The organism is Micromonospora sp. DT41 (assembly GCF_049841715.1).
Lineage (GTDB): Bacteria > Actinomycetota > Actinomycetes > Mycobacteriales > Micromonosporaceae > Micromonospora > Micromonospora profundi.
This window is the reverse complement of sequence record NZ_JBNCKU010000025.1, coordinates 1,743-14,370: the sequence shown is the minus strand read 5'-3', so window position 1 is coordinate 14,370 and position 12,628 is coordinate 1,743. Positions and strand designations below refer to the sequence as shown.

10 protein-coding genes are annotated in these 12,628 nt (G+C 73.6%); 2 read left to right on the top strand and 8 right to left on the bottom strand.

The features are described 5' to 3' along the window. Window positions 1-23: 23 nt before the first annotated feature. Window positions 24-1,781: a DNA repair protein RecN gene (recN, locus tag ACLQ23_RS29470; RefSeq protein ID WP_425736086.1), complete on the bottom strand. Its 1,758-nt coding sequence runs from the start codon at window positions 1,779-1,781 to the stop codon at window positions 24-26. A 111-nt stretch (window positions 1,782-1,892) separates the two neighbouring features. On the opposite strand from recN, the gene ACLQ23_RS29465 reads away from it, so the two are divergent. Continuing rightward, the gene (locus ACLQ23_RS29465) at window positions 1,893-2,927 is read left to right on the top strand and encodes a helix-turn-helix domain-containing protein (RefSeq protein ID WP_425736085.1); all 1,035 of its coding nucleotides are present in this window, start codon (window positions 1,893-1,895) and stop codon (window positions 2,925-2,927) included. Window positions 2,928-2,976: 49 nt separating this feature from the next. Here ACLQ23_RS29465 and ACLQ23_RS29460 read toward each other — a convergent pair whose 3' ends face one another. From ACLQ23_RS29460 to ACLQ23_RS29440, 5 genes are all read right to left on the bottom strand, one after another. Next, entirely contained in the window at window positions 2,977-6,696 is a 3,720-nt protein-coding gene (locus tag ACLQ23_RS29460; RefSeq protein WP_425881387.1) for a S8 family serine peptidase, read from the bottom strand. 158 nt (window positions 6,697-6,854) lie between these two features. Continuing rightward, window positions 6,855-7,739, bottom strand: a complete 885-nt coding sequence (locus ACLQ23_RS29455) for an NAD kinase (RefSeq protein ID WP_355595975.1) — start codon at window positions 7,737-7,739, stop codon at window positions 6,855-6,857. 97 nt (window positions 7,740-7,836) lie between these two features. After that, a complete protein-coding gene (locus tag ACLQ23_RS29450; RefSeq protein WP_355595784.1) occupies window positions 7,837-8,694 on the bottom strand; it encodes a TlyA family RNA methyltransferase in 858 nt (285 codons plus the stop codon). A gap of 36 nt (window positions 8,695-8,730) precedes the next feature. Continuing rightward, complete coding sequence (locus ACLQ23_RS29445; protein ID WP_425736083.1) at window positions 8,731-9,069, bottom strand: hypothetical protein; 339 nt, start codon at window positions 9,067-9,069, stop codon at window positions 8,731-8,733. Then, a complete protein-coding gene (locus tag ACLQ23_RS29440; protein ID WP_355595782.1) occupies window positions 9,066-9,689 on the bottom strand; it encodes a phasin family protein in 624 nt (207 codons plus the stop codon). The genes ACLQ23_RS29445 and ACLQ23_RS29440 overlap by 4 nt, the downstream gene beginning before the upstream one ends. A 111-nt stretch (window positions 9,690-9,800) precedes the next feature. On the opposite strand from ACLQ23_RS29440, the gene ACLQ23_RS29435 reads away from it, so the two are divergent. Further along, a complete protein-coding gene (locus ACLQ23_RS29435) occupies window positions 9,801-10,139 on the top strand; it encodes an SCP2 sterol-binding domain-containing protein (RefSeq protein WP_355595780.1) in 339 nt (112 codons plus the stop codon). 37 nt (window positions 10,140-10,176) lie between these two features. Here the strand turns inward: ACLQ23_RS29435 and ACLQ23_RS29430 are convergent, their stop codons facing one another. Next, on the bottom strand, window positions 10,177-11,202 hold the full coding sequence (locus ACLQ23_RS29430; RefSeq protein WP_355595778.1) for an HAD-IIA family hydrolase: 1,026 nt from the start codon (window positions 11,200-11,202) through the stop codon (window positions 10,177-10,179). Beyond that, a complete protein-coding gene (locus ACLQ23_RS29425) occupies window positions 11,199-12,125 on the bottom strand; it encodes a Replicase polyprotein 1ab (protein WP_355595971.1) in 927 nt (308 codons plus the stop codon). The genes ACLQ23_RS29430 and ACLQ23_RS29425 overlap by 4 nt, the downstream gene beginning before the upstream one ends. Window positions 12,126-12,628: the final 503 nt, after the last annotated feature.

The following is a 12,628-nucleotide window of genomic DNA, read 5'->3' as shown; positions in this document are numbered from 1 at the left end:
GCTTGCGCTCACAATACGCGGCGTCACAACCGCCTTTCCTTCGCCGCCACCGCGAGAAGCTCTTCCGCGTGGGCGATACCCAGATCCGAGTCCGGCAAACCTGCGAGCATCCGGGCCAGCTCCCGGGCGCGTTCGGTGTCCTCCACGACCCGGACTCCGCTTGTCGTCACCGCGCCGCCGGTGTCCTTCGCCACCACCAGATGCCGATCGGCGAACGCCGCCACCTGCGGCAGGTGGGTGACGACAAGCACCTGGTGGGTGCGCGCCAGCCGGGCCAGCCGGCGGCCGATCTCCACTGCGGCCTGGCCGCCCACCCCGGCGTCGACCTCGTCGAAGACCAGCGTGGGCGGGCCACCCGAGCCGGCGAACACCACCTCGATGGCGAGCATCACCCGGGACAGCTCACCGCCAGATGCGCCCCGCTGCAACGGCAACGACGGCGCGCCCGGGTGGGCCAGCAACCGCAGCTCCACCTCGTCACCGCCGTCCGGGGCGACACCCACCTCGACACCGTTGACAGTCAGCGTCGGCTCGGCCCGGCCCGCCGGCCGGGGCAGCACCGCCACCTCGATCCGGGCGTGCGGCATGGCCAGCCCCGCCAGCTCGACGGTGACCTGATCGGCGAAGCGGACCGCCGCCTCCTGCCGGGACACCGACACCCGCGACGCCAGGTCGGCGACCTCGACGGCCAACCGCTGCCCCTCCGCGTCCAACTCGTCGAGCAGGTCGTCGGACGTGTCCAGATCGGACAGCCGCGTGCGCGCCCGCTCGGCCCAGGCGATCACCCCGTCGACGTCGTCGGCGTACTTGCGGGTCAACGCCCGCAACGCGGCCCGCCGCTCGTAGAGGTGCTGCAACCGGGCCGGGTCCGCGTCAAGCGTCGCCAGGTACGTCGACAGCTCCGCCGAGACGTCGGTGACGAGCGTGGCCGCCTCCTCCAGCCGGGCCGCCAGCTCACCGAGCGCCGGATCGGTGCCGGCCTGCGCCTCGAGGGTGCGCCGGGCGGTGCCGAGCAGCGCCGCCGCGTCGGGTGTCTCGTCGGCCGCGTCCGCACCGCCGGCCACACACAGCTGGGCCAACTGCGCGGCCGTCCGCAGGCCCTCGGCGTGCTCCAGCCGCTGCGCCTCGGTCTTCAGATCGTCGTCCTCACCGGGCTGCGGATCGACCCTGGTGATCTCGTCCAGGCCGAGCCGCAACAGGTCAGCCTCCTGATTGCGCTCGCGGGCGTTGCGCCGCCGGTCGGCCAGGTCGTCGACCACCCGCCGCCAACCGGTGTACGCCTCGCGCAGCGCGTCGAGCAGCTTCTCGTGCGCCGGGCCGGCGAACCGGTCCAGTGCGGCCCGCTGCTCGGCCGGGCGCAGCAACCGCAACTGGTCGGACTGGCCGTGCACGGCCACCGCCTGCTCGCCGACCTCGCCCAGCATCGACACCGGCATGCTCCGGCCACCGACGTGGGCACGCGAGCGGCCCTCCACCGTCACCGTGCGGCTCAACAGCAGCGACCCGTCCTCGTCAGGCTCACCACCGGCGTCGGTGATCCGCGCGTGCACGGCGTCGGCAGCCCGGCCCCGCAGGCGCAGCCGCCCCTCCACCACCGCCCGGCCCGGCTGGGCACGGACCCGCCCGGCGTCGGCCCGGCCGCCGAAGAGCAGGCCGAGGCCGGTCACCACCATGGTCTTGCCCGCACCGGTCTCGCCGGTGATGACGTTCATCCCGCCGGTCAACGGCAGCGTGGTGTCCTCGATGACGCCGAGTCCGGTGATCCGCAGCTCTTCCAGCACAGCACCCGACAGTAGACGCGTGGGCCGACAGTGACCAGCCGCCGAGCCCGCCGCAACCCCGCCGATGGGCCGTGGCACGGCCCGTACGCAGGCGACGTACAGTCTTGCCCCGTGTTGGACGTGATTGGCCTGACCTCGGCCGAGGAGGAGCTGTACCGCTGCCTGCTCCAGCTCACCACGGCCCGCGTCGACGAACTGGCCGGTCGGCTGCGACGGCCCCGGGCGCAGGTGCTCGAGCAGGTCGAGGCGTTGCGGGCCAAGGGCCTCGTGCAGCCCACCGACAGCGATCCGGACGCCCCGCTGCGCCCGACCGCCCCGGACGTCGCCCTCGGCGCGACGCTGCTGCGCCGGCAGGAGGACCTGGAGGCGGCCCGGCTGCGGGTCACCCAACTGGCCGAGGAGTACCGCGCGGGGCTGCGCCGCCACCACGTCGACCACCTGGTCGAGGTGATCAGCGGCACCCGTGTGCTGCGCGACCGGCTGCGTGATCTGCAGAACTCGGCGCGTACCGAGGTGCTCTGGTTCTGCCGGGCGAACCCTCTGGCCATGGCCGGCCCGGAGAACGTCGAGGAGTTCGACGCGCTGGCCCGTGGTGTCAGCTACCGGGCCATCTACGAGCGGGATCTGCTGCTGGAGCCGGGTGCGCTGGCCGACCTGACAAAGGGGGTCGCCGCCGGCGAGCAGGCCCGGGTCCTGGACCGTCTACCGGTCCGGCTGGCCATCGTGGACGGCCGTACCGCGATCTGCCCGCTGGTGCCCGACCGTGACGGCGGCGAGCCGAGCGCCGCGGTGATCGGCCGCAGTCAACTGCTCGACGCGTTGCTCGCCCTCTTCGAGAGCCACTGGCGGGTGGCCACCCGGCTGCGGCTGGACGACCCGCTCAGCGTCGCGGCCACCGACAGCCGGCGAGCCGACGCCGACAACAGGCACACCGACGACCGGCACACCGACAGCTACCAGCCGGACGCCGACGAGGCACGGCTGCTGTCGCTGTTCGTGGCAGGCGTACCGGACAAGTCCATCGCCTCCCAACTCGGGGTGAGCCGGCGGACCGTGCAACGCAGGATCGCCGACCTGATGGCCGCCGCCGGCGTGGACACACGACCCGGGTTGGCGTTCCAGGTCGCCCGGCGCGGCTGGCTCTGAACACCCACAGGGGCGGGACGGCACCTGGCCGCCCCGCCCCCGTCCACGATCAGCGCAGCCCGTACGCCTGAAGCACTGTCTGGTCGACGGTGTTCCCGGCCCGGTCGGCGGCGTGCACCCGCAGCGACACCGTTCCACGCCCGGCCGGCACCGTTGCCGTGTACCGGGTGCCCGACCCCTTGGTCGCCACGGTGCGCCAGGTGGCGCCCCCGTCGAAGGAGACCTGCACCGTCACGCTGGTACCGCTCGGCGCGGCAACCCCGGCCGGCTGGCGCAGCGTCAACCCCAGGTGGTGCGGCTTGTCGCCGCGTACCGTGCCGAGCAGGTCGGCCGGCACCCCGTAGTCCACCTGCAACAGCGACAACGGCTTGGCGGCGCCACCGGCCGGCCGGGCGGAGCTGAACTGCCAGGCAGTCTCGGTGCGGGTCGCGTAACGCCACGCGGCCGAGGACCGCACGGTGGTCATCTCCAGGCGGTAGCGGGCCGATCCGGCGGTGGTGGGCACCGACGCCCAGCCGTCGGAGAGGTCGGCGATCTGCCGCCCGTCGCGACTGACCCGGACCTGGACCGTGTCCGACTCCTCGCTGTCGCCGCCCACGCTGAAGTGGCCTGCCGCGTCGACGAACTCGGGCACCCGCAGGTCGAGGGTGTCACCGGTGCGGGTGGGCACCTGCGCCCCGCTGGCCGGTACGGCCGGGCGGACCACCGGCGCGTGCCAGGTCTCGACCTCCCGGTCGTCGGCGGCGTACCGCCGGGGCTCCTGGGTCAGACCGCCGGTCAGCTGCCCCCACTGCATGAACATCGACTTGTGCAGCACCCGGTGCTGCCACCAGGTGTCCCCCGCGCTGACGAACTCCTGGCGGGTGGTGCCGTTGCGGACCAGGCGCTGGTCGTCGTTCCACGAGTACTCCTGCCACGGACGCCAGCCGAACCGCTGCTCGGTGGCCCAGCCCGCACCCATGTCGCCGTAGCTCGCTGTCACCTCGGCGGTGTTCTTCGCCGTCACCGTGTGCACGATCCGCTCCGGCACCCGGTCCTTCGACACCTGCCACACGTCGTAGAGGTAGGGGCTGTCCACTGTCAACGTCAGGTCCAGCGTCGTCCGGCCCTTACGGGCCGCCGCGATCAGCCGCTGCCCGTCGTCGTACGCCACCACCATCGACGGGATCGCGAGGCGGTCCCCGCCGGGTCGCCACACCGTCCACGCGCTGAAGTCCGCAGACCGGACGATCAGCACCGCTGCGGCGCCGGCTCCCGCGGCCGCGGCGACCTGCTCCTCCTCGGAGCGGTCCGGGTCGCCTGTCAGAAGCGCGGCGGCTCCCCGCACCCGGTTCAGCTCAGCCGGGCTGCCGGTGCCGGCCCACACCAGCGGCAGCTTGCGCCGGCCCGTCGGCGCCGGTGACATACCCATGAGGTTGATGTCCAACGGGCCGGACACCCCGCTGATCTTCGCGTCCACCATCGGCGCGACGAGCTGCCAGCGCGAGGCGAACTCGAACTCGCCCTGCCGTACCCGCCGGGTCGGATTGACGTTCACCTGCTGCACCGTGCTGAAAGCCATCACACCGTGGTCGATCTGCCGGCCGTTGCCCAGCACCCGGTGCACGTAGTAGCTGAGTGTGGCCCGCTGCTCGCTGGGCTTCGGCGTCTCGATGCGTACCGGCGTGCCCTTGCGCGCGTCGAGCACCACTGTCAGGTCCCGGTCGACAGTCAGCTCCGGCTCGATGAGCTCCGTCAGCTGCTCGTCCAGTGGGGCGCCGTGCTCGACCATCGCGGTCAGCAGGTACGTGCCCTCCTCGACGCGCAGGGTGCCCTCGCCCGGCCACCAACCCAGGTAGTCCGACTCGGGCTGCTCACCGAAGAGCGTCAACCCCGGCGACAGGGTCAGCTTGCCTTGCCGGTCCAACACCTTCACGGTGACCTCGTGCAACGGGCCGCTGACGGTGAGCCCGACCGGAGTCCGCACGGCGACGCCGTTCGCGCCGGTCGCCACCAGCCAGCCGCCGTGCGGTCCACGGCCCAGCTTCGCCGGATCAGCGCGCAGCGGCACCGCCACGCTGGCACCCGCCGGCACCGTCACCGCACCGGCGACGGAGACACCGTCGGTCTCGGCCACGCCGGTGTCGAGGTTGCGCAGGTCCAACGCCAGCCGCAGGGTCTGCGCGGCCTTCGTGCCGTTCGTGTACGTCACGGTCCGCTCGACCGCCGCACCGCCGGTGCTGACCCGGCCGAAGCCTGCGGTGGCCGAGGCGTACACCTGCTGCTGAAGCGCCCGGGGCACGTCGACGCGACCGCCGCCCTGCTCGAAGACGGTAAGCGCCGGGTTGGCCTTCGTGGTGCTGACCAGCGCGTCCTTGAGCTTCGCGGCGGACCAGTCGGGGTGCTCCTGGGCAAGGATCGCCGCCGCGCCGGACACGTGCGGCGTGGCCATCGAAGTGCCCGACGCGGTCGTGTACGCGTCGCCCACCGGCGTACCCATCGTGGTGCCGGCGGCCCGCGCGGCGACGATGCCGACGCCCGGCGCGGTGATCTCGGGCTTGAGGCCGTTGTCGCCGAGGCGTGGGCCGCGGCTGGAGAACGTCGCCAGGTTGTCGTTCCGGTCGACAGCGCCCACGGTGAGCGCTGCGGTGGCCGCGCCCGGCGAGCCGACGGTACGCGCCTCGCCCGCGTTGCCGGCGGCGACCACGAAGAGCGCACCCGTCTCGGCGGTCAGGTCGTCCAGCGCGAGGCTCATCGGGTCGGTCCCGTCGGTGGGGTCGCCGCCGAGGCTCATGCTGACGACCTTCGCGCCGGAGCGGGCTGCCCACTCCATGCCCTCGATGATGGCCGAGGAACTGCCGGACCCGCCGTCGTCGAGCACCTTGCCGACCAGCAGTCGCGCGCCGGGCGCCACGCCCTTGCGCAGCCCGTCGGACGCCACGCCACTGCCGGCGATGGTGGCCGCCACGTGGGTGCCGTGACCGTGACCGTCGCGGGCGCTGCCGCTGCCGGAGAAGTCCCGCGCCTCGACGACCCGATCGACCAGGTCGGGGTGGGTGTTGTCGACGCCGGTGTCGAGCACCGCGACCTTCACGCCGGCGCCGTCCCGGCCGGCCGCCCAGGCCGCCGGTGCGCCGATCTGCGGCACGCTGTGCTCCAGAGCGGGACGGACCCGCCCGTCCAGCCAGACGCGGGCGACACCACCGCCCAGTCGAGGTGCGGCGGCGGTCGTGGTCCGGGCCGCCGGGGTGCCGGCGAGGGAGGTCCACAGGCCGCCGAGGTCGCCCTTGCCCACCCGCAGCGCCGCGCCGTTGATGCTCTCCAGCGGTCGGGCGTCGGTGGCGCCGGCGAGCGGCCGGACCCGGCCGGCGGCCGGCTCCTGGTAGCGCACGATCAGCGGCAGGAAGCCCTGCGCGGCGTCGCCGTACCCGTCGGCGGCCAACTCCTGCACGTCGAAGAGGTTCGCGTCGAGGACCCCGCTGGAGACGTAGGGCAGGACGTCGCTGGGCAGCACCCGCAGCCCGCCGTCGACCTCCAGGGTCTGGAAGATGACCCGCTCGCGCCCGGGGCCGGGACGGACGGTGGCGGCGACCCGACCCGGGGCCGCGGGCGCCAACTCCACCTGGTCACCGGTGATGAGGGTGATGCGGACGGGCACGGCGCCCGGGGCGGACGCGCCCAGGCTCGGGCCGGTGGGCGGGGCGGGCGGCTCAGCGGAAGCCGGTGCGGCGAGGCCGACCACCAGCGCGCCGACCACGCCGACGGTGAGCCAGCGAGGGGACCAGTGCATACGATGCGCTCCTTCACTCCGGTAGGCCCGCCATCCGTAGATGAGGACCGATCGGAGTCTGCGGCGCGACGCAGCACCAGGTCACTAACCTTCGACCGCCGCAGCGGCGACATGGCGCCAGGTGGACAACCGCCGTACACCGAGGGTGTGCCCCACGGTCACTGGCGGCTGCCACGCCACCCGTGCACGGGCAGCCCGAACTTGGCGACCAGCCGGTCGGTGAACGGCCGCGGCTGCAACCGCACGATGCGCACCGGCAGGGTGCCCCGCCGCACCGTCACCCGCGCGCCGGGCGGCAGGTCATAGACCCGCCTGCCGTCGCAGCAGAGCACGGCGAGAGTGGTGAACGGGTCGACGGTGATCACGAAGGTGGACGTGGGTGCGGTGACAAGCGGACGGCTGAACAACGCGTGCGCGCTGATCGGCACCAGCAGCAGCGCCTCCACCTCCGGCCAGACCACCGGCCCACCACCGGAGAACGCGTACGCCGTGGAACCGGTCGGGGTCGCACAGACCACACCGTCGCACCCGTAGCGCGACAGCGGCCGCCCGTCCACGTCGACGAGCAGTTCGAGCATCTGCGCGCGCTCGCCCTTTTCGACGCTTATCTCGTTGAGCGCCCAGGACTCGATGGTCGGGCCACCGTCGAACTCGGCTGTCACGTCAAGGGTGAGCCGCTCGTTCACCGTGTAGTTGCGCTCGACGACGTCCCGGACCGCGGTGTCCAGGTCGTTGATCTCCGCCTCGGCCAGGAAGCCGACCTTGCCGAGGTTGATGCCCAGCAGCGGCACCTTCGCCGGGCGGGCCAACTCGGCGGCGCGCAGGAAGGTGCCGTCCCCGCCGAGCGCGAAGACGATCTCGGCGCCCTCGGCGGCCTCCGGCCCGACGACCGGAAGGACACCGGGCAGATCGAGGTCGTCGGCTTCCTCGGCGACCACCCGTACCTCGAAACCGGCGGCGATCAGGTCGGCCGCGACCGACCGGGCGTGCTCGGTGCTGCGGCGGCGGCCGGTGTGGGTCACCAGCAGCGCGGTCCGGCTCATCGGCCCGACCACCTGTCCACGACCGAACGGCCCGCCACCGTCGTCCCGCCACGGCGGCGCGTCCCGCGCACCGTGGCGGGACGCTCGCTCCACTCGTTCACCCTGGGACCTCCTCCGCCGCCAAGCCCGGCTCGTCGCCGGCCGCCGGGCCGTTCGGCCCGGCCGCCACCACGGCCCGCACCCGCTGCGGGTCGGCCGATGGCGCGCCTCGGCGCAACCATACGAAGAACTCCACATTGCCGCTCGGCCCGGGCAGCGGGCTGGCCGCCACGTCCGCCAAACCGAGACCGAGCTGCGCCGCCGCCGCGGCCACGTCGAGCACCGCCTCGGCGCGCAACGCCGGGTCGCGGACCACACCGCCGGCGCCGACCCGGTCCTTGCCGACCTCGAACTGCGGCTTCACCATCAACGCCAGGTCGCCGTCGTCGCTGGTGCAGCCGGCCAGCGCCGGCAACACCAACCGCAGCGAGATGAACGACAGGTCGGCCACCGTGAGGTCGACAGGCCCGCCGATCGCAGCCGGTTCGAGGGTACGAACGTTCGTGCGTTCGAACACCCGGACCCGCTCGTCGGTCCGCAGCGACCAGGCGAGCTGCCCGTAGCCGACGTCCACGGCCACCACCTCGGAGGCGCCGGCGCGCAGCAGCACGTCGGTGAAACCACCTGTCGACGCGCCGGCGTCCAGGCAGCGCCGGCCGGCGACGCGCAGCCCACCCGGGGCGAACGCCGCCAACGCGCCGGCGAGCTTGTGGCCGCCCCGTGAGACGTACTCCTCGGCCGGGTCCGCTCCGGTGACCAGCAGCGGATCGGCGGGGTCCACCATCGCGGCGGCCTTGCGCGCCCGCACCCCGCGCAGCTGGACGCGCCCGGCCTCCACCAGCGCGGCGGCCTGCTCGCGTGAACGAGCCAGACCGCGGCGGACGAGTTCGGCGTCCAGCCGGTTGCGACGTGCCATTGGTGGTTCTCCGGTCCGTGGGGCTTGGTGGTCCGCTCAGGTCTGGTCGATGGTGGCGAGGGTTTCCTGGAGCGTCTCGTAGGCCGCCTCGTACTGCGCGATCTGGTCAGCGGGGGCGAGCGTCGCCGCGTTGGCCATGGCACGCACGGCGGCGTCGACCGCCGGGTGCCGTGCCTCGTCGCCCTCGACCTCACCCATGTCCGAGGGCGGGGCGGGACGGTTGTTCACCGGCGGCCCGGGGCGGGCCACGGACGGCGGTCCCGGCCGGCCGGCGGCGGGCGGGCCGGGCCACGCCGCCGGGGACGGGCCGGGCCGGGCGGCGGGCTGCCCCGGGCGGATGCCGGGCGGCGGGCCGGGGCGCGCGCCGTCACTCACGAGTCAGCCTCCGGGCGCCGCTTGCGGGCTGTCGCCTTCTTGGCGGGCATGACAGCCGGAGTCGGAGTGTCGTCGGTGGTGCTGATGGTCGCCGGTGGCTTCTTCATGACGGCCTTCTTGGCGACCGCCTTCTTGGCCACGGCTTTCTTCGCGACCGCCTTCTTGGCCACCGGCGCGGAGACCGGCGCGCCGGCTGGGCCATCCGACGGCACCAGACCCTCGTCGGGCGACGCGACGCGCGTCGGGTCGGGCTGCGGCGTGGGGCGGGCGGGCGGCTCGGCGGCCGGTCCGGCGGCGGGCGTCGTGGCCTGCTCGGTGGCTCGCGCCTCGCGCAGCTGCCGTTCCAGGTCATGCACCCGGCGGGTCAGCTCGGCAACCTCGTCGGCGGTGGCCAGACCGACAGCGCCGAGGGCCCTGTCGACCTCGAAGCGGACGAGCTTGGTCAGCGCCTCCCGGTTGGCCGCGCCGGTGGTGACAAGTTCCTCGCCGAGTGCCTGGAGTTGAGCGGCGGTCGCGCCGCCGGAGCCGACGAGGCGGCGCACCGCGTCCTGGGCTTTCTTCCGGGGCGCCTCCGCCAGGCCCATGGCCAGTTCGAGGTAGGCGCGCCACGCGTCCTGCATGCCTGAGTCCTTCCATCCGGCGGGGTGTGCAGGTGTCACGCTACCGGGCGCCCCGGACGCTCCCGTGCGGTACGGTGCCGAGGACGGCATGGCGATCGGCGAGGGGGAGATGTGGCCAGCGTGGACGAGTGCCGGCAGGCATTGCAGGACCTGGCCGCGCGCCTCGATCGCAACGCCGAGACGGTACGCGACAAGGTCGACCTGGAGCGGACGCTGGCCTGCCGGATCACCGACCTGGACACCGCGTTCCACGGGCGCATCAGCGGCGGCCGGCTTGTCGAGCTGGCCGACGGCGACGATTCCAAAGCCAAGATCGCGCTGAGCACGTCCAGCGACGACCTGCTCGCCCTGGTCCGCGGCGACCTGGACGTCACAAAGGCGGTGACCTCCCGCCGGGTGTCGATCAAGGCCAACCCGTTCGATCTCATGAAACTGCGCAAGCTGCTCTGACTGGCGCCCTCGCCAGCCGCTCAGACTGGCGCCCTCGTCAGCCGCCGGTGGGCAACCCGAAACTCTCCAGCGCGTGGGCCGCGTCCGCACCCACCGGGCGGATCTCCGGCAGCGCCGGCTCCGACCACGCCGCCGCGCAGAGCGCGGCCAGCGCGTCCAACGACCGGCCCGAACCGGCCAGCTCCAACGTCCCGTCGCGGCCCGTCACGGACCAGCCGCCGGTGTCCGCCGTGCCCGGGACCCGCACTGCGGCAGCCGGGTCGAAGAGCCCCGCCAGGTCCCTCGCGACGTACGTCGGACGCCGCTGCGGCTCGGCGGCGAGCAACTCGGCTACGCCGCTGACACCTGTGAGTACGAGCAGACTGTCCAGCCCCGCCCGACGGGCGCCCTCGATGTCGGTGTCCAGCCGGTCCCCCACGACCAGGGTCCGCCCGCCGTCACTGCGCCGGGCGGCGGTCTCGAACAGGGCCGACTCCGGCTTGCCGACCACCAGGTCGGGATCCCGCTCCAACGCCGTCCGCAGCACTGCCACCAGGGAACCGTTGCCCGGCAGCGGTCCCCGGGCGCTGGGCAGCGTCCGGTCGGTGTTCGTGGCGACCCAGATGGCCCCCTGCCGCACCGCGACCGACGCCTCGGCCAGCTCGGTCCAGCCGACCTGCGGGCCGTAGCCCTGCACCACCGCCGCGGGCTTCTCGTCGGCGAGGGTGACCGGGGTCAGGCCGACCGCGCGCAACTCGGCACGCAGCGCCTCCGCGCCGACCACCAGCACCGGCGCACCGGCGGGCAGCCGGTCACGCAGCAGCTCGGCGGCGGCCGCAGCGGAGGTGAGCACCTCCTCCGGCCGAGCCGGCACACCCATCCCGGTCAGCAGGTCGGCGACGTCACTGGACCGACGGGAGGCGTTGTTGGTGGCGTACGCCACCGATCGCCCCTCGGCGTGCAGGCGGGCCACCGCGTCGACCGCGCCGGGGATCGGCCGGTCGATCAGGTAGATCACCCCGTCCAGGTCGAAGACGACAAGGGTGTACCCGTCGACCAGCCGCTCCCCGGCGTCCGTACTCACCGCTGCGTCGACTCCGACTCGTCGCCCCGGGCCGGGACGGTCGCGTCGTTCACCGCGTCGGCGTTCGTGGTGTCGTTGTTCACCGCGTCGTCGTCGCTGGCTACCGGAGTCCGATCGACGGCAGCAGGCTCGGCCTGTCCCCGCTCATCGTCGTCGTCGTCATCGTCATCGTCATCATCGTCGTCGTCGTCGTCATCGTCGTCGTCGTCATCGTCATCGTCATCGTCGTCGTCATCGTCATCGTCGTCGTCGTCATCGGTCAGCTCGGTGTCGGGCTGGGCCGGCACGGCGCCCGGGGTGCCGGGACCGGCGACGGCCTCCTCGACCGCCTCGTCCTCGTCGTCGCCCTCGATGACCACGCCGTCGAGTTCCAGCAGCCGCTCCGCGGCATCGGTCTCGCCCTCGGTGTCCACGTCGGCGGCCCGGGAGAACCACTCGCGGGCCTCCTCGCGCCGGCCCACCGCGAGCAGCGCGTCGGCGTACGCGTAGCGCAGCCGCGCCGTCCACGGCACCGTCGCCTCACTGGTGAGGTCCGGGACCTGGAGCATCGCGACCGCGGCGTCCTTCTGCCCGAGGTCACCCCGGGCGCCCGCGGCGACGATCAGCAGCTCGATCGCGACGGCCTGGTCCAGCTTCTCCTGGTCGGCGCCACGGAACAGGTCAATAGCCCGCTCCGGCCGGCCCAGAGCGCGCTCACAGTCCGCGAGCACAGCCACGTGGCTCTGCAATCCACTCATCCGGTGGTACGTGCGCAGCTCGGCGATCGCCGTCTGCCACTCCCCCGCGTGGTACGCGGCCAGGCCGACCGCCTCGCGGACGGCCGAGATGCGCGACGCGAGCCGTCGGGCGGCCAGCGCGTGCGCCAGCGCCTCGGCCGGATCCTCGTCGATCAACTGTCCAGTGGCGACCAAGTGTCGGGCCACCGTCTCGGCGACCGGCTTGTTCAACGAGAGCAGCTCAGCACGGACGTCCTTGTCGAGGTCCGTGGCGACGATGTCGTCCGGCAACGCCGGGGCCGAACTGCGCCCGCCCTCGGCCGACTCGGAGCCCGTGCCACGGTCGTCCCGCCGGTAGTCGCCCTCACGACGCGGCCGCTCATCAGCGCGGGAGCCTCCGTCTCGGTCCCCACCGCGGTAGCCACCTTCACGACGGTCACCGCCTCGGAATCCACCGTCGCGGTCGCCACCACGGAAGCCGCCCTCACGGGGCGGGCCGGAACGACCACGGTCGCCCCCACCCTGGTAACCACCCTCACGACGGTCACCACCACGGAAGCCACCCTCGCGGGGAGCACCCGAGCGCGAACCATCACGATCGCCACCACGGAATCCACCGTCGCGGTCACCGCCACGGAAGCCGCCCTCACGGGGCGGGCCGGAACGACCACGGTCGCCCCCACCCTGGTAACCACCCTCACGACGGTCAC